20 protein-coding genes are annotated in these 22,817 nt (G+C 62.1%); 9 read left to right on the forward strand and 11 right to left on the reverse strand.

What is annotated here, in order from left to right; all coding sequences use genetic code 11:
* The first annotated feature begins 13 nt into the window (after positions 1-13).
* Together WD767_16085 and WD767_16090 are read left to right on the forward strand one after the other, a co-directional pair.
* The gene (locus tag WD767_16085; protein ID MEX2617609.1) at positions 14-379 is read left to right on the forward strand and encodes a response regulator; all 366 of its coding nucleotides are present in this window, start codon (positions 14-16) and stop codon (positions 377-379) included.
* Positions 380-386: 7 nt separating this feature from the next.
* Positions 387-1,820 (forward strand): PleD family two-component system response regulator, encoded by a 1,434-nt coding sequence (locus WD767_16090; GenBank protein MEX2617610.1) that lies wholly within the window; start codon positions 387-389, stop codon positions 1,818-1,820.
* A 121-nt stretch (positions 1,821-1,941) separates the two neighbouring features.
* Here WD767_16090 and rpmG read toward each other — a convergent pair whose 3' ends face one another.
* The 6 genes from rpmG to dprA form a co-directional block, all read right to left on the reverse strand.
* Positions 1,942-2,109, reverse strand: coding sequence for a 50S ribosomal protein L33 (rpmG, locus tag WD767_16095; GenBank protein ID MEX2617611.1), 168 nt, complete (start codon positions 2,107-2,109; stop codon positions 1,942-1,944).
* Positions 2,110-2,175: 66 nt separating this feature from the next.
* Positions 2,176-2,880 carry a hypothetical protein gene (locus tag WD767_16100; protein ID MEX2617612.1) on the reverse strand — a complete coding sequence of 235 codons (705 nt, stop codon included), beginning with the start codon at positions 2,878-2,880 and terminating at the stop codon, positions 2,176-2,178.
* Positions 2,881-2,884: 4 nt separating this feature from the next.
* Entirely contained in the window at positions 2,885-4,312 is a 1,428-nt protein-coding gene (locus WD767_16105) for a S41 family peptidase (GenBank protein MEX2617613.1), read from the reverse strand.
* A gap of 242 nt (positions 4,313-4,554) precedes the next feature.
* Positions 4,555-6,780 carry a ribonuclease R gene (gene rnr, locus WD767_16110; GenBank protein MEX2617614.1) on the reverse strand — a complete coding sequence of 742 codons (2,226 nt, stop codon included), beginning with the start codon at positions 6,778-6,780 and terminating at the stop codon, positions 4,555-4,557.
* Positions 6,780-9,455, reverse strand: coding sequence for a type I DNA topoisomerase (gene topA, locus WD767_16115; GenBank protein MEX2617615.1), 2,676 nt, complete (start codon positions 9,453-9,455; stop codon positions 6,780-6,782). Before topA ends, rnr begins: the two co-directional genes overlap by 1 nt.
* A gap of 273 nt (positions 9,456-9,728) precedes the next feature.
* Positions 9,729-10,853: a DNA-processing protein DprA gene (dprA, locus tag WD767_16120; protein ID MEX2617616.1), complete on the reverse strand. Its 1,125-nt coding sequence runs from the start codon at positions 10,851-10,853 to the stop codon at positions 9,729-9,731.
* Between the two features lie 190 nt (positions 10,854-11,043).
* On the opposite strand from dprA, the gene WD767_16125 reads away from it, so the two are divergent.
* From WD767_16125 to WD767_16145, 5 genes are all read left to right on the forward strand, one after another.
* Positions 11,044-11,772 (forward strand): phosphoadenylyl-sulfate reductase, encoded by a 729-nt coding sequence (locus WD767_16125; GenBank protein ID MEX2617617.1) that lies wholly within the window; start codon positions 11,044-11,046, stop codon positions 11,770-11,772.
* A gap of 107 nt (positions 11,773-11,879) precedes the next feature.
* Positions 11,880-12,779, forward strand: a complete 900-nt coding sequence (gene cysD, locus WD767_16130; GenBank protein ID MEX2617618.1) for a sulfate adenylyltransferase subunit CysD — start codon at positions 11,880-11,882, stop codon at positions 12,777-12,779.
* On the forward strand, positions 12,779-14,680 hold the full coding sequence (gene cysN, locus WD767_16135; GenBank protein ID MEX2617619.1) for a sulfate adenylyltransferase subunit CysN: 1,902 nt from the start codon (positions 12,779-12,781) through the stop codon (positions 14,678-14,680). The genes cysD and cysN overlap by 1 nt, the downstream gene beginning before the upstream one ends.
* Before the next feature lie 25 nt (positions 14,681-14,705).
* A complete protein-coding gene (locus WD767_16140; protein MEX2617620.1) occupies positions 14,706-15,596 on the forward strand; it encodes an ABC transporter substrate-binding protein in 891 nt (296 codons plus the stop codon).
* 104 nt (positions 15,597-15,700) lie between these two features.
* On the forward strand, positions 15,701-16,459 hold the full coding sequence (locus tag WD767_16145; protein MEX2617621.1) for a hypothetical protein: 759 nt from the start codon (positions 15,701-15,703) through the stop codon (positions 16,457-16,459).
* A 23-nt stretch (positions 16,460-16,482) separates the two neighbouring features.
* On the opposite strand, the gene plsY is transcribed toward WD767_16145, so the two are convergent.
* The 5 genes from plsY to ruvX form a co-directional block, all read right to left on the reverse strand.
* Entirely contained in the window at positions 16,483-17,094 is a 612-nt protein-coding gene (gene plsY, locus WD767_16150) for a glycerol-3-phosphate 1-O-acyltransferase PlsY (GenBank protein ID MEX2617622.1), read from the reverse strand.
* 7 nt (positions 17,095-17,101) lie between these two features.
* Complete coding sequence (gene pyrC, locus WD767_16155) at positions 17,102-18,394, reverse strand: dihydroorotase (GenBank protein ID MEX2617623.1); 1,293 nt, start codon at positions 18,392-18,394, stop codon at positions 17,102-17,104.
* 9 nt (positions 18,395-18,403) lie between these two features.
* Complete coding sequence (locus WD767_16160) at positions 18,404-19,372, reverse strand: aspartate carbamoyltransferase catalytic subunit (GenBank protein ID MEX2617624.1); 969 nt, start codon at positions 19,370-19,372, stop codon at positions 18,404-18,406.
* A 315-nt stretch (positions 19,373-19,687) separates the two neighbouring features.
* Complete coding sequence (locus WD767_16165) at positions 19,688-20,461, reverse strand: fumarylacetoacetate hydrolase family protein (GenBank protein ID MEX2617625.1); 774 nt, start codon at positions 20,459-20,461, stop codon at positions 19,688-19,690.
* The gene (ruvX, locus tag WD767_16170) at positions 20,458-20,952 is read right to left on the reverse strand and encodes a Holliday junction resolvase RuvX (GenBank protein ID MEX2617626.1); all 495 of its coding nucleotides are present in this window, start codon (positions 20,950-20,952) and stop codon (positions 20,458-20,460) included. Before ruvX ends, WD767_16165 begins: the two co-directional genes overlap by 4 nt.
* Before the next feature lie 96 nt (positions 20,953-21,048).
* On the opposite strand from ruvX, the gene gatC reads away from it, so the two are divergent.
* Positions 21,049-21,336, forward strand: coding sequence for an Asp-tRNA(Asn)/Glu-tRNA(Gln) amidotransferase subunit GatC (gatC, locus tag WD767_16175; protein ID MEX2617627.1), 288 nt, complete (start codon positions 21,049-21,051; stop codon positions 21,334-21,336).
* Positions 21,336-22,817, forward strand: a complete 1,482-nt coding sequence (gene gatA, locus WD767_16180; GenBank protein MEX2617628.1) for an Asp-tRNA(Asn)/Glu-tRNA(Gln) amidotransferase subunit GatA — start codon at positions 21,336-21,338, stop codon at positions 22,815-22,817. The genes gatC and gatA overlap by 1 nt, the downstream gene beginning before the upstream one ends.

Raw genomic sequence — 22,817 nt, forward strand, 5'->3', positions numbered from 1 at the left:
GCATACGTTTATCATGCCCAAGACGATCCTGATTGTTGAAGATAATGAACTGAACATGAAGCTGTTTCATGATCTCCTGGAATCGCAGGGATACGATATTCTGCAGACGCGGAACGGCGTCGAGGCGCTCAAGATTGCCCGCGACCGAAAGCCCGACCTGATCCTCATGGACATCCAGCTTCCCGAGGTTTCCGGCCTCGAAGTCACAAAATGGATCAAGGAAGACGACGATATCAGACATATTCCCGTCATCGCGGTCACGGCCTTTGCGATGAAGGGAGACGAGGAGAAGTTCCGCAACGGAGGATGCGAAGCCTATATTGCCAAGCCGATTTCGGTGAACGGGTTTCTTGAGACCGTTGCCCGGTTTTTGAGTTGACCGCCCGATGTCAGCGCGAATCCTTGTCGTCGACGACCTGCTTCCCAACGTAAAGCTTCTGGAAGCGAAGCTGACAAGCGAATATTTCGATGTCATTACGGCGTATGACGGCCCGACCGCGCTGGAACTGATTGAGCGACAGCCGCCGGATATCGTCCTGCTGGACGTGATGATGCCGGGCATGGACGGCTTCGAAGTCTGCAGGCGAATCAAGGAACGCCCGGAATGGATGCATATACCCGTCGTGATGATCACGGCGCTATCCGATGCGGCGGACCGGGTGCGCGGGATTGAGTCCGGCGCCGACGATTTCCTGACCAAACCGGTCGATGACACGGCATTGTTCGCTCGCGTCCGATCGCTGGTGCGCCTGAAAATGGTCATGGACGAGTGGCGGCTGCGCGAGCAGACGACCGGACAGCTTGGCGCGCTGGAAAATCATACGCCGGTGATTCAGATAAGCGCGACACTCGCGAATATCCTCCTGCTGGACGACAACGCGGTCGATGCGGCGAAGATGGCCAGGACGCTGGCGCTCGACAATGACGTCGTCGTTACGGAAAAAACCGTCGAAGCGACGCATCTTCGCTCGCTGGAACAGACATTCGACCTTGTTATCGTCAATCTCAACCTTCGGGGCCAGGATGCGCTGCGCCTGTGTTCGCAACTTCGGTCGACGGATCAGACCCGGCAGATACCCATCCTGCTGGTCATCGAGGAGGATCAGATCGATCGCCTGGCCAAGGGGTTCGACCTCGGCGTAAACGACTATCTGGTCAAACCGATCGACCAGAACGAATTGCTGGCCCGCGCCCGGACGCAGATTCGCCGCTGGCGCTATCATGTCCGCTTGCGCAAGACCTATGAGCGTAGCATCGAAATGGCGCTCACCGACAGCCTGACGGGTCTTTATAACCGTCGCTATCTGACCGCCCATCTGAGCGGGCAGATCGAGCGGGTCGAGCGCGGCGGCAAGTCCCTTTCGCTGATCATGTTCGATATCGATTTTTTCAAACGGGTGAACGATTTGCACGGCCATGCCGTCGGCGATGCGGTGCTGCAGGAACTGGCCCACCGGGTAAGCGGCAATCTGCGCAGCTTTGATACGGTGGCGCGCATGGGCGGCGAGGAATTCGTCATCGTCATGCCCGATACCAATGTCACGATTGCCTGCGCCGTTGCGGAACGCCTCCGCTTGGATATCGAGGCGAGGGGATTTGCTGCGCCCGGGTTGTCGGCGAAGCTGCCGATCACGATCAGTATCGGGGTGGCGACAGCGTTTGAATCGGGAAACACATCTGAAGCAATCCTGAAGCGCGCCGACGATGCATTGTATCGCGCCAAGGAATCCGGCCGTAATATGGCGGTACTTTGTACGGGCGAGGGCTATGAAATTATTACACCGAATATCGAAAAAACCATGACGGGCGGCGCCGGTTAGATCAGATTGAAAAGACATGAAGGGAATAATGCCGGTGCAAGACGCCAAAAGCCGCACTCGTTCGAGCGCGGCTTTTTTATGTCGTCGGGCCGGATAGTCTTCCGGCCGCTCGCATGGCCTGCTATTTGATGCGGCCTTCCTTGAAGGTCACATGCTTGCGCACGACCGGATCGTATTTCCGCATTTCAAGCTTCTCAGTCTGCGTGCGCGGGTTCTTCTTGGTCACGTAATAGAAACCTGTGTCCGCGGTGCTGATCATCTTGATCTGAATTGTATTTGCCTTGGCCATATCCACGATTCCGTCGCTGAAGTGTCAGTTGGCGGCACATTACTGCGCCGCAGGGTCAAGTCAAGCCTATTCCGTTGAGATCAGCCGTGTACTGCGGCGGTTGAACATGCGCTTCACGGGCCGGTCGGGGTCCGGCGAAGGCCTTTCCCGCCAGTGTTCAATGGCTTCCGACAGGGCCAGATGGGTGACCGTCATCAGATTGAAATCCGACAGGGCCGCCGTCGCGGAACGCCAGCCGATATCCTCCAGTTCCGTCGTATGCTGCAGTGTCCCGTGCGTCGCCGCGCCGTCGGCGAGGAAGAAACGGGTGTTGAACCGGATCGGGCTGCGCGCCGGCGTAATCGCGCGCAGGATGTAATGCAGCTGTCCGGCCGCGGGTTTGAGATTTGCGGCGGCATAGGCGGCATGCAGCGGCGAACGGCCACCGTCGCCGATGTCGCCCGGTTCGCCGATCAGCAATCCGGTTTCCTCCCAGGTTTCCCGTATGGCCGCCCATGCCAGGGCCTGTGCGCGCCGTGGCGGACAATGCCGCCGCATCTGGGCCAGGACGTCATGCCGCAACGGAAAGGGTTCCGCCTCGGCGGCGTCGGTGCGGTCGACCCGTCCGCCTGGAAAAACATATACCCCCGGCATGAAACGGGCGTTCAGCCGCCGCCGTCCGAGAAGGACTTCCGGATTGGTGCGCGTGCCGCGCAGAAGCACGACGCTCGCGGCATCATGGGGATGGGCGGGCCGCTTTTTTTGGGCGGCGAGGGTCGTCCGGTCTGTCATGCAGTCAACTCCTGGCGGGCAAGGCGGTTATCTGAAGGGCCCGCTGGTACAGGCCGGGGGTTTCAAGGATCTTCCTGGCGACTTCTATATCGATATCAATGCCGTCACGCGGCTGCCAGGGGCAAAGGGCTTCAATGGCTTTCAGGTTCTCCGGATCGCCGCCGTCCGCGTTGCGGCGCATCCGGATATGGCGCAGCGCCTCGCCATCGTCCAGCGCGCGTCGCAGGACACTGGCAGCACTGTCGGCATGGCTGGTGCACAATGTCGGCATCACGCCGAGCCTGTTCAGGACATATCCGGAAGGAGTCAGCAATCGGGCCCACGTCAGTATGAGGTCGCCGTCATTGGGAAGCCGGAGCACTGTCTGGACAGTGCCCTTGCCGTAGCTGCGGCTGCCGATCAGGACCGCGCGGCCCAAATCCTGCAAGGCGGCGGCGAATATTTCGGAAGCGGAGGCGGACGCGCCGTCTATCAGAATGACCAGGGGCGTACCTTGACCGACCATCGCGGGCGTCGCGTCGAAAATCTGGTGGCTGTCCGGATGTCGGCCCCTGGTGGTGCTGATCCGGCCCTGGACCAGGAAAAGATCCGCTGCGTCCACGGCCTGGTCCAGCAGCCCGCCCGGATTGCCGCGCAGGTCGATGACAATACCCGCTATCGCGGCGCCGATCTCCCTCTGCGCCTGAAGAACCGCTTCGCCCAACTCCCGCGTCGTGTCCTGGTTGAATCCGGTCATGCGCAGGAAGGCAATTCGCCCCTGGCGTTCGTAGAATACCGTCAGGGGGATGACACGCTGGCGCGACAGGGGTACGTCGAACGGGCTGGCAAGCCCGGCCCGGCGCAGGGTCAGGACAATCGCCGTATCGACCGGTCCGCGGAGCAGCCGTACGATATTCCCCAGCGGCATGCCACGCAAGGAAATGCCATCGGCTTGCAGGATAATGTCGCCTTCGACGATCCCGCTGCGGGCGGCAGGCATATCTTTGGTAACGTGCTGGATACGTGCGCCTTCGGCATCGGTGGCGATGGAGATTCCGATGCCGCCGAATCCCTCGCGTTCTTCCCGCTGTCGCCGGGCGATCTCCGTTCCGGCATAGCGCGAATACCGGTCGAGGCCGGAAAGCTGGCCATCAATCAGTATCTTGTACAGGTCTTCCCGGCTTGCCGCCTGCAACCGTTGCGACGCGCCCTTGCCGTCCTCGATCAGCCGTTCGATTGTCGCGCCCCAGGCGGTGTAATCATTGACCGCGCCTTCCGGCGCCGTGGCAACGGTCGTGCCATTGATCAGCAACCGGACGCCGCCATCCTGCCGCTCGATACTGGCGGCCGGCTCCAGCAGCCGGATCTTATGCAGCCCGGCGATCGCCAGTTCGCTGATCGCCTGTTCCTCGATATAGGTCTCCCAGACATCCTCCAGAACGGCGGATAACATATTTGCAATTTCACCGGGTGGTTTCAGGTCCGCCTGTCTGCTTCCTTCGGGCGTCATGCCACATGCTGTCACCAGAAGCAGTAACACCGTGCCGCCGGTCCGGACAGAAAGTGCCGCGCGTTTTCCGTATGCGGCGAAACGCATCGGAACGGTATGCCGGATAAGTCGGTTCATGGTGCTTTAAACGGTGGCGGATGGCTAAATTTAGTCACAGGAACGCAATATTGCCATAGGATTAGGGATTAACGGCGTTTGCGACCGGGCTTTTTTTTGGGTCCGGGCTTGCCGCTGCGGAAGCCGGGCCGTTTTTTGCCGGACCGGTTGCCGGTCGCTCCTTTGCCGTCCGTTTCCAGTTCGAAGACCAGCCCGCCGGTATCCGTGTTCGCCTCGCGCAGGGCGACGGTGACGGCATCGCCCAGCGAGAAGGTGCGGCCGGAATCCCGCCCGACCAGTCGGTTCAACTTGTCGTCATGGTCATAATAGTCCCAGGGCAGGGTACTGATCGGCACCAGCCCGTCGGCGCCTATATCGTCTAGCGTGACGAACAAGCCGAAGCGGGTGACGCCGCTGATGCGGCCGGGAAAGGTTGCGCCGACGCGGTCCGCCAGAAAGGCGGTGACATAGCGTTCGCGGGCTTCGCGTTCGGCGGCTTCGGCTCGCCGTTCGGCGATGGACAGTCTTTCGCCCATCTCCTCGAAGCGCTCGCCGTCGCCTTCCGGCAGCCCATCCTCGCCCAGCCGGTGCGCGGCAATCAGCGCGCGATGCACCAGCAGATCGGGATAGCGGCGGATGGGCGAGGTGAAATGACAGTAGCGTTGCAGCGCCAGCCCGAAATGTCCCGGATTATCGGGGCTGTATACGGCCTTGGACTGGCTGCGCAGGATCAGGTCATTGACCAGCCTCGAATTACCGTCGCTGGCGGCGCGCTGCAGGATACCGGAAAAGTGACTTGGCCGGACCGCGCCCTTGACGAGTTTATAATCCAGCGCCGCCAGCGCCTGGCGCAGCGCCTCGAGTTTTTCCAGCGACGGGGTTTCATGCGCCCGGTACATCACCGGCGCGCCCCTCGATTCCAGACTTTCCGCCGCGGCGACATTGGCGGCGATCATGAATTCCTCGATCAGCCTGTGGCTGTCGTATCGGGCGCTGGGTGAAATATGCGCGACATGCCCGTCATCGCCTATGGTAATGGCCAGTTCGGGCAGGTCCAGGTCCAGCGTGCCGCGCTTCTCGCGGGCCTGGGTAAGCGCCTTATAGGCCCCGTAGAGTGGCTCGATGACCGTTTCCATCAGGGGGGCCGTCATTTCGTCCGGATAGCCGTCCCTTGCCTTCTGGACCTGATCATAGGTCAGGCGCGCCGCCGAGCGCATCATCCCGCGCATGAAGACATGCTTGCGAAGGTTGCCCTCCTTGTCCACTGTCATGCGAACGGCAAGGCAGGGACGGTCTTCATCCGGCAGCAGGGAGCACCAGCCGTTGGAGATTTCCTCCGGCAGCATTGGCACGACCCGGTCCGGGAAATAGACCGAGGTCCCGCGCTCATAGGCATCCCGGTCCAGCGCCTCGCCCGGTTTCACATAGGCGGCGACATCGGCGATGGCGACGATGATCTGCCAGCCGCCCTTGCCGTCCTCATCGGGCGCCGCCCAGACCGCATCGTCGTAGTCGCGCGCATCCGCGCCGTCGATAGTCACCAGCGGGATATCACGCAAATCAGTGCGGCCCTTAAGCCCGATGGGGCCGGCGGCGGCGGCCTGCGCCAGCGACTCGGGGCTGAACTCAGTCGGTATTTCACGGCTGCTGATGGCGATCAGGCTGTAGGTGCGCGGATCGCCGATCGGGCCGATACGCTCCACGACCCGGGCACGGGTGGCGCCGCGACCTCTGGTCAGCAGTTCTATGACGACGACCTCGCCGTTTTCCGCGCCGTTGCGGTCTTCCGGGGCGACCGTGTATGCGCTGGCGCGGCCGCGCGTCGTCGGCCGGATCACGCCGTCATGGTCACGCTGCTCGTAAATGCCCAGTATGATTTTTGGCCCGGCGCCCAGAACACGGATCGCCTCGGCGGTATAGGTATTTTTGCCCGTACGCTCGACGTTGGCCAGGACGCGGTCGCCCTTGCCGGGCGCGGGCGTGCGGCGGCGGCCCGGGCGAAGATAGATTGTCGGCGGCGGCGTATCCTCGTCCCAGCGCGCCGGGCGGCACAGCACCTCGCCATCGGAATCGATCCCGACGACGTCGATGATCAGGACGGGGGGAAGGGCGCCGGCCGGCCGGACCCGGCGCTTGCGCCCGCGGTCCAGCAGGCCTTCATCCTGCAATTCCTTGAGGACCGATTTCAGCGCAATGCGGTCGCTGCCGCGCATGCCGAAGGCGCGCGCAATTTCGCGCTTGCCGACGGGCGTAGGGCTTTCGCTGATAAAATCGAGTATCTGCCGCTTTGTCGGTACCGGCGTTTTTGCAGTCACTATTCGGCCGTCGCTTCCTCAGCCGTCTTGGTCTTTTTCGTTGCGGGTTTCTTTGCGGCCGTCCTGGTTGATTTGGCCTTTGGCTTCGCCTTCTTGGCCGCAGGGTTTTTCGCCCCCTTGGCTTTGGCCGGTTTCTTTGCGGGCGTCTTCTTGGCCTTGGCCGGGGCTTTCGCCGCGCGCGCCTCGATCAGCGCAATAGCCTGCTCCAGCGTCACCGAATCCATTTCCGCATCGCCGGGGATGGTCGCGTTGATCTTGCCGCACTTCACATAGGGCCCGAAGCGTCCTTTGCGCACTGTCACGGGTTTGCCGTCATATTCGCCCAGTTCGCGTCCGCCGCTGCGCGATTTTGCTTCCGCCATGACGACGACCGCCCGGTTGAGGCCGATCGTCAGAACGTCGTCATCGCCCTTTAGGGAAGCGTATTTCGAGCCCTGTTTCAGGTACGGGCCGAACCGTCCCAAGCCTGCGGTAATCATTTCGCCGGTTTCCGGATCCGGCCCCACGTCGCGGGGTAGCGAAAGCAGCTTGAGCGCGACGTCGAGGGTGACGGAATCGGGCGGCATATCCTTGGTCAGCGATGCGCGCTTCGGTTTCGGAGGTGCTTTCTTTCCCTTCTCCTTTTCGGCCTGCTCGCCGATCTGGACATAGATGCCGTAGGGACCTTTCCGCATCGATACATCGAGGCCGGTTTCCGGATCCTGGCCCAGGACAACGGGGCCCTTGGCCAGTTCGTCGTCGCCTTCGCCGTTTTCGCCGAACCGGCGTGTATACTTGCATTCGGGATAATTCGAGCAGCCGATGAAGGCGCCGAACTTGCCCAGTTTCAGGTTGAGACGCCCGGCATTGCAGGCCGGGCACATCCTTGCCTTTGTGTCGTCGCCTCTCTCATCCGCCGGAAAGAAATGCGCGCCCAGATCCTCGTCCAGCGCGTCGAGCACCTGGGTTATCGAGAGGTCCCTGGTATCTTCCGTCGCCTTGGAAAACGATTCCCAGAAATCCCGCAGCACTTTTTTCCAGTCGATCCGGCCGCCGGACACATCATCGAGTTGTTCTTCCAAGTCGGCGGTAAAGTCGTATTCGACATAGCGCTGGAAGAAATTGGACAGGAATGCTGTCACCAGGCGGCCCCGGTCTTCCGGTTCGAAGCGGCGCTTGTCGAGCCGGACATAGTTGCGGTCCTGCAGCACCTTCAGAATGGATGCGTAGGTAGACGGCCGGCCGATGCCAAGCTCCTCCATCTTTTTCACCAGGCTGGCCTCGGTGAAGCGGGGCGGCGGCTGGGTGAAATGCTGTTCCGGCGTGACCGTACCGAGCGCCGTTGCCTCGCCTTCCTTCAGCGGCGGCAGGCGGCGATCGTTCTCGTCGCCGGTATCCGCGTCGTCCTGGCTTTCGCGGTACAGGGTGTAAAACCCATCGAATTTCACCACGCTGCCATTGGCCCGCAGGGTGACGGCCTTGTCCGCCGAGGTGATATCGACCGTCATCTGGTCGAGAACCGCGCTTTCCATGCTGCTGGCCACGGTGCGCTTCCAGATCAACTCGTAGAGCTTCAACTGCTGTTCGTCGAGTAGCCGGGCCATCTGAGCCGGGCGGCGGAACATGTCGGTCGGTCGGATTGCCTCATGCGCTTCCTGGGCGTTCTTCGCCTTGGTCGTGTAGACCCGCGGTTTCGCCGGGACATAGGCGTCGCCATAATCCTGCGCGATCAGCTTGCGTGACGCGCCGATGGCCTCGCCGCTCAGCGTTACGCTGTCGGTCCGCATATAGGTGATCAGGCCGGTCGTTTCGCCGTTGATTTCGATACCTTCATACAGGCGCTGCGCAAGTTGCATCGTCCGGCTGGTGCCGAACCCCAGCTTGCGGCTGGCTTCCTGCTGCAGTGTCGAGGTGGTGAACGGCGGCGAAGGATTGCGCCGGACGGTCTTGTTCTCGATGCTGGCGATACTGTATTGCCGGGCCTCAACGGCTGCCACGGCACGTTTCGCCGCCTCTTCATTGCCGATATCGAGCTTGCCGAGACGCTGGCCGTCAAGGTGGGTAAGACGGGCCGTGAAGTCGCTGCCCGCTGCCGATTTCAGCACTGCACCGACGGTCCAGAATTCGTCTGCGCGGAACGCCTCGATCTCGCTTTCACGTTCGCAGATCAACCGCAGCGCGACAGACTGGACCCGCCCCGCGGAACGGGAGCCCGGCAGCTTACGCCACAGCACCGGTGACAGGGTGAAGCCGACCAGATAGTCCAGCGCGCGCCGCGCCAGATAGGCGTCGATCAGTTCATGGTTCAGCTCCCGCGGATTGGCCATCGCGGCAAGCACGGCCTCCTTGGTGATCTCGTGGAAAACGACGCGTTTTACATCGACTCCATCCAGTGCCTTGCGATCCGCCAGCAGTTCCTTGACATGCCAGGAGATGGCCTCGCCCTCGCGGTCCGGATCGGTCGCGAGATACAGACGGTCGGCGCCCTTCAGCGCCCTGGCGATATCGTCGAGATGTTTTGCCGATTTGGAGTCGATCTGCCATGCCATGGCGAAATCCTCATCCGGCAAAACCGAACCATCCTTAGGCGGCAGGTCCCGAACATGGCCATAGCTGGCCAGCACCCGGAAATCCGACCCAAGATACCTGTTGATGGTTTTCGCCTTGGACGGCGACTCAACGACAACGACATTCATACTTACAACCGAACTGTAATTCTTGTGGAAGGTTCAGGTTAACCAAAACTGTATGCGGCCTCAGACACCGCAATAGATGTGCCGTCGGTCACACTTCGCATCATGACCTGTTCGGGTCAATACACCCCAGGAATTCGTGTGGTTATAGGCGAAAGCTGTGAAAATCAAGGTAATCCACCATTGTCGGAAAACTTCGAACGCGTGATGGCGAAATGCATCGGGTCCAATCGCTTGCCCGTGAGCCACCACAAATTAGGCCGAGGTTTTGGGGTTTCAAGGTTCGATGAGCGCGACACGGTTGCCGGGCAGGCGTTCCAGACGGCCGGCGATCTCCAGTTCCAGCAGGATTGTCCAAACGGTAGCGGGTCGCTGGCGGCTGTCCCGCACGACCGCATCGACGGCGACCGGAGCATGACCGAGGCAGTCGATAATTGCCTGTCGCTCGTCCGGGTTATCGTCGCGGCATCCGTCCGCCCGGACCGCGCGCTGGTATTCGGAGGCCGGCGGTTCGCGGAGTGTCGAGCCGGCCGACCGTTGCAGGGTCTCCAGGATATCCTCGGCGCTTTCCAGCAGAATCGCGCCATTGCGGATCAGGTCGTTGGTACCCTTCGCGCGAGGATCCAGCGGAAAGCCGGGAACCGCGAATACGTCGCGCCCCTGTTCGCCCGCCAGCCGTGCGGTGATCAGCGAGCCGGACCGCAGTGCGGCCTCGACAACGACAACGCCCGTGGAGAGCCCGGAAATGATCCGGTTACGGCTCGGAAAATGGCGCGCCATGGGTTCGGTGCCCGGCGGCATTTCCGACACGATCGCGCCGTTATCCCGTATGGCTTCATACAGGGAGCGGTTCTCCGCCGGGTAAACGATATCCGCGCCGCCGGCGAGGATCGCAATGGTGTCGCCGGCCAGGGCGCCGTCATGCGCCGCCGCATCGATCCCGCGCGCCAGGCCCGAGGCAATGACGATGCCGGCTTCCGCGAGTTTCCGGGCCAGTCCCTGGGCAAACCGGCGGCCATTGGTGGAGGCGTTGCGGGCGCCGACAATCCCGATCGTGGTTTTTGCCAGAATTTCGCTTCGTCCCAGCAGGGTGAGCGTCGGCGGGGCGTCCGGAATATTCGCCAGGGGAAGGGGGTATTCCGGCGTGCCGAGAAAAATGTGCCGACCGCCCAGTGCCGCGATAGCCTCCATTTCACGTTCGGCGTCCGATGCGGGTGCAATTCTCAGGGACCGTTTGCGGCCGCCGCGGCGGGCCAGGTCCGGCAGTGCGTCCAGGGCCCGCGTCGCCGTTTCAAAGCGGGCAATCAGTTGCCGATAGGTGACCGGACCGATATTTTCCGACCGGATCAGCCGCAACCGATCGATCCGGTCCTGTTGCGCGAGGGCGACGGTATTGTTCATGTCTCAAGGTGTCGCAGAACATGCGCGCTCGTCAACCAGGAAGAATAAAAATAATAAATACGCGTAATGGTACGTAATTCATATGCGGAAAGATGAATAAAACATAAAAAAAGTGTAAAAATATTGTTTTAACATTATATGTATGTAATAAATGCCGCCACGTAATTGCCGTAGCTTGAGGTGGCTTAAAATGATCGAAAAAATAAATAGTTATAAAGACTTCCTAAATGGGAATGGAAGCGGGGATCCGCTACGGGCTGCCATCGAAGTCGAGTTCACCGGCCGAATCGTCCTCGTGTCATCGTTCGGCGCGGAAGCCGCTATCCTCCTGCACCGGGTCGCGCGCATCAATCCGGACCTGCCGGTTATTTTCCTCGATACCGGCAGGGTTTTTGGCGAAACCCTGCGTTACCGGGACGAGTTGACGGCGCTGCTCGGGCTGACGGATGTCCGCACAGTCCGGCCATTACCGGAAACGGAAAAGCGGGAAGACAGGGATGGTACGCTGTGGATGTCCCGCCCGGATGCCTGCTGCTATTTCCGGAAGGTCGAGCCGTTGCAGCGGGCGCTGAAGGGCGCCGATGCCTGGATTTCCGGTCGGAAGCGTCACCACGGCGGCGCGCGCTCAATGCTGCCGCTGCGCGAGATGGCGGATGGCCGGACCAAGATAAACGCCATGGCTGACTGGAATCCGGCAATGATAGAGGCCTACCGTGCGAAGCATGGCCTGCCGCCGCATCCGCTGGTCGCAGACGGGTTTGCGTCCATAGGGTGCCTGCCCTGCACGACGCGTGTGGCGCCACAGGGCGCCCCCCGATCCGGTCGCTGGGCAGGCAGCGCGAGAACGGAATGCGGCATTCACCTGCCCCTGCGAGAATCGCATATATCTGTTGTGACAGTCCCTGAGCCGTATGGATGATGACGAATAGAAAATCTGCTATCGTTTTATCGTATCCTGTCCGCGCGAGAGGCGTGATCGGCGACGGCTGATTCACGTAAAACCACAATCGAGGAATTGACCAGCGTATGTCCCTGTCCCATCTGAAAAATCTGGAGGCGGAAAGCATCCACATCATGCGAGAGGTTGCTGCCGAATGCGAAAACCCGGTCATGCTGTATTCGGTCGGCAAGGATAGCGCCGTCATGCTGCGGCTGGCGATGAAGGCATTCTATCCGTCTAAGCCGCCATTTCCGCTGATGCATGTGGATACCACCTGGAAGTTCCGGGAGATGATCGAGTTCCGCGACCGAATGGTCGCGGAATTTGGCCTGGAGCTGATCGTCCATATCAACCAGGACGGGATACGACAGGGTGTCGGTCCGTTCACTCACGGTTCCGCAGTCCATACCGATGTGATGAAAACGCAGGGCCTGAAGCAGGCGCTGGAAAAATTCGGGTTCGACGCGGCTTTCGGCGGTGCGCGGCGTGACGAGGAAAAGAGCCGGTCCAAGGAACGGATATTTTCATTCCGCAGCAAAAACCACCGCTGGGATCCGAAAAGCCAGCGGCCGGAGATGTGGTCATTGTACAATTGCCGGATACATAAAGGCGAGAGCATCCGCGTGTTTCCGCTGTCCAACTGGACGGAACTCGATATCTGGCAATATATCCACGAGGAGAACATCCCGATCGTGCCGTTGTATTTTGCGAAGGAGCGCCCGGTCGTGGAACGCGACGGCGCGCTGATCATGGTCGATGACGACCGCATGCCGCTGGCGCCCGGCGAGATGCCGCAGATGAAGAAGGTGCGGTTCCGTACGCTGGGCTGCTATCCGCTGACGGGCGCCATCGAATCGGACGCGGAAACGCTGCCCGATATCATCAATGAAATGCTGGTGTCGCGCACCTCAGAACGCCAGGGACGGGTCATAGACAGGGATGGCGCGGCCTCCATGGAAAAGAAAAAACAGGAAGGGTATTTCTGATGGTGACGCAACCCCTTGCGGCACAGGCCGCTGCAGACCTTTTGGCGCCGGCGGAAATGACCCTGCTGCGCTTCATCACCTGCGGCAGCGTCGATGACGGCAAGAGCACGCTGATCGGGCGGCTGCTGTACGATTCGAAGCTGATCCTCGAAGACCAGATGGAAAGCCTGGTCGACGACAGCAGGAAAGTCGGCACCCAGGGGGACGACATCGATTTCGCGCTGCTGGTGGACGGGCTGGCGGCGGAGCGCGAACAGGGCATCACGATCGACGTCGCCTATCGCTATTTCAATACCGAAAAGCGCAAATTCATCGTCGCCGACACACCGGGACATGAACAGTATACGCGCAACATGGCTACGGGCGCCTCAACGGCGGAACTGGCGGTCATCCTGATCGATGCGCGCAAGGGAATTCTGACGCAGACCCGGCGGCACAGCTATATCGTGTCCCTGCTGAAGGTGCCGAACATCATCCTCGCCGTAAACAAGATGGACCTGGTGGAGTACAGCCAGTCGGTATTCGACAGGATTGCTGCGGATTACAAGGCGTTCGCCCATAGCATCGGGCTGGACAATATCGCCTGCATTCCGATCTCCGCCCTGAAGGGCGACAATGTCATGGAGCCCAGCGCGGCCATGCCGTGGTATCGCGGCCCCAGCCTGCTGACGTGTCTTGAATCAGTGGAAGTCGCGGGCGAGGATCTGGAAAAGCCGTTTTCGTTTCCCGTGCAGTGGGTCAACCGCCCGAATCTCGATTTCCGCGGCTTTTCCGGCACCATCGCTGGCGGGGTGATCGCGGTGGGGGACGAGATCGTCGCCCTGCCGTCCGCGCGGACCAGCCGGGTTGCGCGGATCGTGACCTATGACGGCGATCTGGATCGCGCCGAGGCGGGGCAGGCGGTGACGCTCGTTCTGGAAGATGAAATCGATATCTCGCGGGGCGACGTGCTCGCCGCGCCGCAGCGCCGGCCGGAGGTGACCGACCAGTTCATGGCCCATGTTCTGTGGATGGCGGACGAACCGATGCTGCCGAGCCGCCCCTATCTGCTGAAGACCGCCAACCGGACGGTTTCCGCATCGGTCACCGCGCTGAAGCACAAGGTCAATGTGAATACGCTGGCGGAGGAAGCCGGCCGCACGCTGGACATCAACGAAGTGGGGGTCTGCAACCTGTCGCTCGACGCGCCGATTGCATTCGACAGCTTCGCCGCAAATCAGTTGCTGGGGTCGTTCGTGCTGATCGACCGGATGACCAACGGCACGGTGGCCATGGGGATGATCGACCACGGGCTGCGCCGGGCGGAGAATATCCACTGGCAGGCCCAGATTATCGACAAGAATGCGCGATCCCGCCTCAAGCACCAGAAGCCCGCCGTGTTGTGGTTCACGGGTCTGTCCGGTTCCGGCAAATCGACCATCGCAAACCTGGTCGAGCAGCGTCTCTACCTGCGGAACAACCATACGGTCATTCTGGACGGTGACAATGTCCGCCACGGGCTGAACCGGGACCTGGGTTTCACCGATACGGACCGGGTGGAGAACATCCGCCGGATCGGAGAAACCTCCAAGCTGATGGCCGAAGCGGGGCTGATATCCATCGTTTCGTTCATCTCGCCCTTCCGGGCGGAGCGGCAGATGGTCCGCGCCTTGCTGGAACCGGGTGAATTCGTCGAGGTGTTCGTCGACGCCTCGCTGGAACTTTGCGCCAGCCGCGACCCGAAGGGGCTGTACAAGAAGGCGATGGCGGGGGAGATCAAGAATTTCACCGGTTTCGATTCGCCTTACGAAGCGCCGGAAGACCCCGAAATCACTATCGACAGCGCGAATGTCTCTGCAGAGCAGGCGGCCGACCGGATCATGGAATACCTGGGCGCGAACGGTTATCTTTCAGAGGTATAGCAACAGGCAACCGGGAGAGACGGCCATGGAAAAGATCAACATCCAGTTCACCCTGTTTTCAGCATTCTATTCGCCGCTGATTTCGACCATGTCAGGCGGGTTCCTCAAGGCCGAGGGGCTGGACCCGGAATGGTCGGTCGCGGCCCCGGGTGAATCCGCGCTGACCGCGCTGGAGAACGGCACCGCGCATGTGGCGCAGTCGGCGCTCAGCCAGGGATTCACCTCGCTGAACAGGGGCGAGACACCGGCCACGGTGCATTTCGCCCAGGTCAATGAAATGGACGGATTCTTCCTGACCGGCCGTGAGGCCGAGCCGGATTTCACCTGGGACAGGCTGGAAGGAGCGGAGGTCGTGCTGTTCGGCGGTGGCCAGCCGCTCGCCATGTTCAAGTACGCCTGCCACAAGGCGGGTATCGACTACGGCAAGATCAGGGCAATCAATCCCGGCGGCGCCGCCGCCATCGACAAGGCGTTCCGAGAGGGGCAGGGACAGTATGTCCAGCAGCAGGGCCCGTTTCCGCAACAGCTTGAGGCCGACGGCGTCGGTCATATCGTGGCCCAGGTCGGCACGCAGATCGGACCCTGCGGTTTTTCGAGCCTTGCGGCGACCCCAGATTGGCTAAAGAGCGATATGGCGAAGGCCTTTATGCGGGCCTACACGAAGACCCGGAAATACATGATTGAGGAACCTGCGGCGGCGATCGCGAAGGCGGAAATGCCGTATTTCCCCGATATCGACGAAAACGTCCTCGCCGATTGCATCGCCACCTACCAGAAGCTCGGTTGCTGGACGCCGCATACGGAGATCACGCAGCAGGCCTATGAAGCCGCGATGGATATCTTTGAATATAACGGCCTGCTGAACGCGCGCTACGCCTATGACCAGGTCTGCGCGAAGCCGCCGGCGATTGATTAAGGCTTGACGCCGACAGCGATTGAAAGCGGTTGGTAATCGAATACAGTTTTCGTCGGCAATTTTAGTGCGTCGTAATCATTTGATCGAAGTGCTACTTTAACGGGATGATTGCTGAGTTCTTGCTTCCCAACCTGCCTGTAGACAAGGTTATCGCCGCGCTAAGGAAATCGCCCGGCGACGAGATAGGCAGTGGTAAATTTACCAGCCCAGCTTCGTCTGCCGCACTGGCGGTAAACACGTTTGGTTATTTCCTCGAAAGACCTTTGGAACTTCCGGCAATGCCCGGAACGGAGAATTTTGGTTGGCCGGCGAAGGCAGTACACATTGAGTTCTCTGTCAGGTTTCCTTGGCGGGGTGGCCGCCATCCATGGCTAGACGCTTATGTGGAAACGGCGACTCATATAATTGGCATAGAATCCAAACGCTACGAGCCTTTTAGAGGAAAGAGTTCAGGCACTCTTTCCGATGCCTATTGGCGCCCGGTCTGGGGCGATCGGATGGTTCAGTATGAACGGGTGCGGGACCGTCTAAACGACGGGTCGTTGAAACCGAATCATCTGGATGCTGTACAACTCGTAAAACACGCCTTTGGCCTCCGTACCCAGGCGGGCAGGGATAATAAGGCAGCGGTTCTGGTCTATCTCCACGCGGAACCGAATAATTGGCCTGATGGGCGAACAGTCCATGCCCAGGTGAAGAACGTTCATTCCGAAGAAATTCGGCAATTTGCTGACGATGTAGCCGGCGCCGAAGTAGAATTCCGAGCTTGTACGTATAGCGACCTGCTGAAGACATTCACAATGTCGACTAATTTAGGCGTTCGACAACACGGACAGTTGGTAATGAAAAAATTCAGCCCGTAACCGGAACGGTATTGGCTGACGTTTTATCGCTCCAGTTTCTTCTTGCCGATACGCGGTTCCTCGCCGCGCAGCAGGCGCTGGATGTTGGTCTTGTGGCGGTAGATGACCAGCACCGCGAGGGTGGCGGCCACCGCCGCGACGTCCGGCCCGGCAATGAACCAGGCATAGACCGGCGCCATGCCGACGCAGACGATACCGGCAAGCGATGAAAACCGCAGTATGAGCGCGACGGCGAGCCAGGTGAGCCCGGCTGCGAGCCCGACCGGCCAGGACAGGGCGAAATAGGCGCCCAGCGTCGTCGCGACGCCCTTGCCGCCGTTGAACCTCAGCCAGACCGGGAACAGGTGCCCCAGCACCGCCGCCAGTGCGGCCCAGGGCGCCAGTTCCGGCGCGACGGCCATGGCGATCAACGCGGCGGCGGCACCCTTGCCGCCGTCCAGCAGCAGCGTCGCCAGCGCCAGCGGCTTGTTGCCCGTTCGCAGGACATTGGTTGCGCCGATATTGCCGGACCCCACCTTGCGGATATCGCCAAGCCCGGCCAGCCGCGTCAGTACGAGGCCAAAGGGAATCGACCCGAGCAGGTAGCCCAGCAGGATGGCGAATGCGGTTTCAGGGCGGGCCAGTGTTTCGAGCATGGGGCGGCTAGGCCACGGAGAAGATAGTTCGGCCCTCGACGAAGGTGCGCACGGCCACGCCCTGCACGGGCCGGTCGTGGAAGGGCGAGTTCTTGGATTTGCTGCGGAATTTTTCCTCGTCGATTTTCCAGGGGCGGTCAGGATCGAACAGCAGCAGGTCGGCGGGTGCGCCACGGTTCAGCCGGCCGCTGGGCAGACGCAGCAGCGACGCCGGCGCGGCGGTGACCTTCCTCAGCGCCTCAAGCAGGGTCATGTGGCCGTTGTGATACAGTTCCAGGGTCAGCGGCAGCAGGGTTTCGAGGCCGATAATGCCGTGTTCGGCCTGCGCGAAGGGCAGGCGCTTGGAATCCTGGTCATGCGGCGCATGGTCGCTGGCGATGGCGTCGATCGTGCCGTCCCGCAGCCCTTCGACGACGGCCTGACGGTCGGCCTCGCTGCGCAGCGGCGGCGATACCTTGGCGAAGGTGCGGTAGTCGCCGACGGCGTTTTCGTTCAGCGCGAAATAATGCGGCGCGGTGTCGCAGGTTACCTCGAGCCCGTCGAACTTGGCCCGGCGCACCGCGTTGATCGCCGCCGCGGTGGACAGGTGCGCCGCATGGTAGCGGCCGCCGGTCAGCGACAGGATGCGCAGGTCCCGTTCGACCATCATGACTTCCGCGATGGCGGGAATTCCCGCCAGACCCAGCCGGGAGGCCAGTTCGCCCTCGTTCATGACGCCGCCGTCGATCATGGCTTCGTCTTCCGGGTGCTGGATGACCAGCAATCCGAAAGTGCGCGCGTAACTGAGCGCGCGGCGCAGCACCAGCGGATCGGACACCGCCCGGATACCGTCGGTAAAGGCGAGCGCGCCGGAACCGGCCAGCAGCCCCATTTCGGTGATTTCATGGCCTTCCATGCGCCGGGTCAGCGCCGCATAGCAGTACAGCTTGACCATCTTGATCTCGCGGGCGCGCCGGGCGACGAATTCCACCACCGAGATATCGTCGATGACCGGGTCCGTGTTCGGCAGGCAGACCATGGCGGTGATCCCGCCGGATGCCGCGGCATGGCTGGCCGATTCAATGGTTTCCTTGTGCTCCGCGCCCGGTTCGCGCACCTGGACGCGCATGTCGATCAGGCCCGGCGCGAGGCATAGCCCGTCGCATTCGACCAGCTGTTCGACATCCGGCACGCCGTCGCGGAACAGGTCCGGGCCGAAATCGGCGATCTTGCCGTTTTCGGCCAGGAGGTCGCCCCGGATATCCAGGCCGCTGGTCGGGTCAAGCAGCCGGGCGTTTACGAAGGCGGTGCGTTTGGTCATGACTTGCGGCTAGTTCGGGGAGACGTCGCGGGTGAGCAGGTCGAGGCACGCCATGCGCACCGCGACACCCATTTCCACCTGGTCGCGGATGACCGACCGGTTGATGTCGTCGGCGATGTCGGAATCGATTTCCACGCCCCGGTTCATCGGGCCGGGATGCATGACGAAGGCGTCCGGCCGGGCATAGGACAGTTTCTCATGGTCGAGGCCGAAGAAATGGAAATATTCGCGGATCGAGGGCACGAAGGTGCCGCGCATCCGCTCGGTCTGCAGCCGCAGCATCATGACGATATCGCAGTCTGTCAACCCGGCCCGCATGTCGTGGAAGACATCGACGCCGAAGCGTTCGATTCCCGACGGCAGCAGCGTGCGGGGCGCGACGACACGGACCCGCGCGCCCATCGTGGTCAGGAGGTGGATGTTGGATCGCGCGACGCGGCTGTGCAGTACGTCGCCGCAGATCGCCACCGTCATGTCGTCCAGCCGTCCGCGCCGGCGCCGGATCGTCAGCGCGTCCAGCAGCGCCTGGGTCGGGTGTTCGTGCCGGCCGTCGCCCGCGTTGATGACCGCGCCGGTAACTTTCTCCGACAGCAGCTTGACCGCGCCCGCATCGGGATGGCGCACGACCAGAACGTCGGGATGCATCGCGTTCAGCGTCATCGCCGTGTCGATCATCGTCTCGCCCTTCTTGATCGAACTGGTCGAGACAGACATGTTCATGATATCGCCGCCCAGCCGCTTGCCGGCCAGTTCGAAGGAGGCCTGGGTGCGGGTCGAGTTTTCGAAGAACAGGTTGATCACGGTACGCCCGCGCAGCACGTCGGATTTCTTGTCATGCTTGCGGTTCTGGTCGACATAGGCGTCGGCCAAGTCGAGCAGCATCGTGATTTCTTCGATAGTGAGCCCTTCGATACCGAGCATGTGCCGGTGCGGAAATCGATAAAGCGCTGTATCGGGCGCTGTCTGGGCGAGGGTCATTAAAGCGGTAATATACCGGTGCCGAGCCGGATGCCGCAAGCGCACCGATGAAATTTGCCTGAATTATTCGCATCCGCCGGACCGGGCCGGCGCGGGGGACAGCGGGGAGCGGCGTCGTCGAGTCCGGGCAGGGCGATATTGCCGTTCTTCACTCGTATTCCCGGTTCCGCTCATAAGCTTCGCATTCGGCGACTTAGGGACCCAATCCTCGGTCCGCGATTCGATGCCCGTGTCGCCTGTGACGTGGTTTGTATGCGCGATCCGGTTGACGTCATGACCGAATTTATCGAAAACCTGCAATGGCGGCGGCGAGCCTCACGTAAAGGATACCGCCGCGACGCCCAGCCCTTCGATGGTGACGTCCACCCAGTCGCCCGCTTCCAGCCAGCGGGTTTCGACCATGCTGCCGGTCATGACGATGTCACCCGCCTTCAGCGACCGGCCCTGTTCGGCGAGGGCGCCGGCGAGCCAGACCAGCGCTTCCAGCGGATGGCCCAGGACCATTGCGCCGGTGCCGCGGCCGGCATCCCTGCCATTGACGGTCATGAAGGCGGCGCAGGCCGCGAGGTCGAGGGACCGCCAGTCCCGGCACGCCGGGCCCAGCACGCAGCCCGCGCTGAAAAAGTCATCGGCGATCAGGCTGGGGGCGTCCATCTGGGTGTAGTCCAGATAACGGTCATCGACGAGTTCGATGGCGGCCATGCATTCGCCGACCGCCGCCGCGACGCTGTCCCGGGTGAAGGGACCTTCGGTCAGGTCCCGGTCCATCCGCACCGCGATTTCGCATTCGACACCGACGCGGCGATAACTGCGGTGCTTCAGCGCGGCGGGCGACGGATGAATACTGTCCGCGAAGATGCCGCCAGCGCAGGGATGGTCGATGCCGAGATATTTCTGCATCACCGGCGTGGTGCAGCCGATCTTGTATCCCGCGACCGGCCCCAACAGTCCGTGCAGGACATGCTGGATTGCATAGCCGTCTGCGACGCTGCGGGGACGGCACTCTTCCGGGAACCGGTTGAAGCGCCCGCCCAGACGTCGTGACGCCGCCAGCATGCCGGCGGCCTGGTCGATATCCTCCGGTGTCATGAGGCCTGCTCCCGGTCGCGCCTTATCCTCGCCAGCCGGTCCAGCGCACCCTGCAGGATATAGGCCGCCGCCATTTTGTCGATCACCAGCGCGCGCTTGTTACGCCGCATATCCACCTCGTCGATCAGGAACCGTTCGACCGCGGCGCTGGACAGGCGCTCGTCCCAGAAGGCGATGGGCAGGGCAAAGCCTCGGGCGATCAGGTTGGCGGCGAACTGCCGGGTCGACTGGCAGCGGCCGCCCTCGCTGCCATCCATGTTGATCGGCAGCCCGATGACCAGCCCGCCGACCCTACGCCCGGCCACGATGCCTTCCAGGATGATCGCGTCCTGGGTAAATTTGGTGCGGCGGATCGTGTCGACCGGGCTGGCGACCTGCAGGCCGGGATCGGCGATCGCGAGGCCGATGGTCTTCGACCCCAGGTCGAGCCCCAGCAGCCGCGTCCCCGGCGCCAGCATCGACGGCAATTCTTCCAATGTACAAATACCCATGGGTCCATTATGCACACCGGCTGACGGGGCGTCCCGATACTTGTCGCAATCCGGTCCCGGTGATAGGTTCCGCGCCGCCACGAAAGGAGAAAAACCATGCCGCTCGACCGCGACAACGTGCGCGCGATCGCCCATCTGGCGCGCGTCAAAACCCCTGAAGAGGATCTCGATTCGCTGGCGGGCGAACTGAATAATATCCTGGGCTGGGTCGAGCAGCTCGACGAGGTCGATACCGACGGTGTGGCGCCGATGACCTCGGTGGTGGCGACGACGCATGCGGAACGCGAAGACGTGGTCGACGATGGCGGCATTGCCGAGGATATCCTCGCCAATGCGCCGGAGCGGGACAACGGCTTCTTCGTTGTCCCGCGGGTGGTCGAATAATGGCCGACCTGCGCAACCTGACGCTGGCGCAGGCCCGCGACGGCCTGGCTGCGGGCGATTTCACCGCAGTGGAACTGACCGACGCCTTTATCGGTGCGACCGAGGCCATGCGGGGCCTGAACGCCTATATCGTGGAGACGCCGGAGCAGGCGCGCGCCATGGCGGCGGCCAGCGATGCGCGGCGGGCGAAGGGGCAGGCCGGATCAATGGAAGGCATCCCGGTCGCCATCAAGGACCTGTTCTGCACGAAGGGCGTGCAGGCGACTGCCGGCAGCCATATCCTCGAAGGCTTCGTGCCGCCCTATGAATCGACCGTGACCCGAAACCTGTGGAATGCCGGCGCGGTGATGCTGGGCAAGACCAACATGGACGAATTCGCCATGGGGTCGTCCAACATGACCAGCCATTTCGGCCCGGTCGCCAATCCGTGGAAGCGCAAGGGCGATGACGCGGTGCTGGTGCCCGGCGGTTCGTCCGGCGGCTCGGCGGCGGTGGTCGCGGCCCGCGCGGCGCTGGGCGCGACCGGTACGGATACCGGCGGCTCGATCCGCCAGCCGGGCGCGTTTACCGGCGTCGTCGGCATGAAGCCGACCTATGGCCGCTGTTCGCGCTGGGGCATCATCGCCTTCGCCTCGTCGCTGGACCAGGCGGGACCGATGACCCGTACGGTGCGGGATTCGGCGATCATGCTGGGCGCGATGGCGGGCCATGACCCGAAGGATTCGACATCCATGAAGCGCGACGTACCGGATTTCGAGGCGGCGCTGACCGGCGACATCCGGGGCCTGCGCATCGGCATCCCCGGGGAATACGTCATGGACGGCATGCCGGCGGAAATCGAGGCGCTGTGGCGGACCGGGATCGACTGGATGCGCCTGGCGGGGGCGGAGATCGTCGATATCTCCCTGCCGCATACGAAATACGCGCTGCCGACCTATTATATCGTGGCGCCCGCCGAGGCGTCGTCCAATCTGGCGCGCTATGACGGGGTGCGCTACGGGCTGCGGGTCGATGGCGACAGCATCCAGGAAATGTATGAAAACACGCGCGGCGCGGGCTTCGGCGCGGAAGTGAAACGCCGTATCCTGATCGGCACCTATGTGCTGTCGGCGGGCTATTACGACGCCTATTACCTGAAGGCGCAGAAGGTGCGCACGCGGATCGCGGATGATTTCCGCGATGCCTGGCAAAAGGTCGATGCGATCCTGACTCCGACGACGCCGAGCGCCGCTTTCGCGCAGGGCGACAAGATGGACGATCCGATCGCCATGTATCTGAACGATGTGTTCACCGTGCCCGCTTCGCTGGCCGGGCTGCCGGGAATTTCCGTGCCGGCCGGGTTGTCGGCGGACGGGTTGCCGCTGGGCCTGCAACTGATCGGCCGCCCCTTCGACGAGGAAACGGTTTTCCGCGCGGCCCATGTGCTGGAGCAGGCCGCCGGGTTCGATGCAAGACCGGACCTGACCGGGTGGGGAGGCTGA

It is taken from the genome of Alphaproteobacteria bacterium (assembly GCA_040905865.1).
Classification (GTDB): Bacteria; Pseudomonadota; Alphaproteobacteria; order UBA8366.

Excerpts from the sequence above, each read along its gene's own strand:
- WD767_16085 (MEX2617609.1), top strand. The coding sequence starts at position 14 with ATGCCCAAGACGATCCTGATTGTTGAAGATAATGAACTGAACATGAAG.
- WD767_16090 (MEX2617610.1), top strand. The coding sequence starts at position 387 with ATGTCAGCGCGAATCCTTGTCGTCGACGACCTGCTTCCCAACGTAAAG.
- rpmG (MEX2617611.1), bottom strand. The coding sequence starts at position 2,109 with ATGGCCAAGGCAAATACAATTCAGATCAAGATGATCAGCACCGCGGAC.
- WD767_16100 (MEX2617612.1), bottom strand. The coding sequence starts at position 2,880 with ATGACAGACCGGACGACCCTCGCCGCCCAAAAAAAGCGGCCCGCCCAT.
- WD767_16105 (MEX2617613.1), bottom strand. The coding sequence starts at position 4,312 with ATGTTATCCGCCGTTCTGGAGGATGTCTGGGAGACCTATATCGAGGAA.
- topA (MEX2617615.1), bottom strand. The coding sequence starts at position 9,455 with ATGAATGTCGTTGTCGTTGAGTCGCCGTCCAAGGCGAAAACCATCAAC.
- dprA (MEX2617616.1), bottom strand. The coding sequence starts at position 10,853 with ATGAACAATACCGTCGCCCTCGCGCAACAGGACCGGATCGATCGGTTG.
- WD767_16125 (MEX2617617.1), top strand. The coding sequence starts at position 11,044 with ATGATCGAAAAAATAAATAGTTATAAAGACTTCCTAAATGGGAATGGA.
- cysD (MEX2617618.1), top strand. The coding sequence starts at position 11,880 with ATGTCCCTGTCCCATCTGAAAAATCTGGAGGCGGAAAGCATCCACATC.
- cysN (MEX2617619.1), top strand. The coding sequence starts at position 12,779 with ATGGTGACGCAACCCCTTGCGGCACAGGCCGCTGCAGACCTTTTGGCG.
- WD767_16140 (MEX2617620.1), top strand. The coding sequence starts at position 14,706 with ATGGAAAAGATCAACATCCAGTTCACCCTGTTTTCAGCATTCTATTCG.
- WD767_16145 (MEX2617621.1), top strand. The coding sequence starts at position 15,701 with ATGATTGCTGAGTTCTTGCTTCCCAACCTGCCTGTAGACAAGGTTATC.
- plsY (MEX2617622.1), bottom strand. The coding sequence starts at position 17,094 with ATGCTCGAAACACTGGCCCGCCCTGAAACCGCATTCGCCATCCTGCTG.
- pyrC (MEX2617623.1), bottom strand. The coding sequence starts at position 18,394 with ATGACCAAACGCACCGCCTTCGTAAACGCCCGGCTGCTTGACCCGACC.
- WD767_16160 (MEX2617624.1), bottom strand. The coding sequence starts at position 19,372 with ATGACCCTCGCCCAGACAGCGCCCGATACAGCGCTTTATCGATTTCCG.
- WD767_16165 (MEX2617625.1), bottom strand. The coding sequence starts at position 20,461 with ATGACACCGGAGGATATCGACCAGGCCGCCGGCATGCTGGCGGCGTCA.
- ruvX (MEX2617626.1), bottom strand. The coding sequence starts at position 20,952 with ATGGGTATTTGTACATTGGAAGAATTGCCGTCGATGCTGGCGCCGGGG.
- gatC (MEX2617627.1), top strand. The coding sequence starts at position 21,049 with ATGCCGCTCGACCGCGACAACGTGCGCGCGATCGCCCATCTGGCGCGC.
- gatA (MEX2617628.1), top strand. The coding sequence starts at position 21,336 with ATGGCCGACCTGCGCAACCTGACGCTGGCGCAGGCCCGCGACGGCCTG.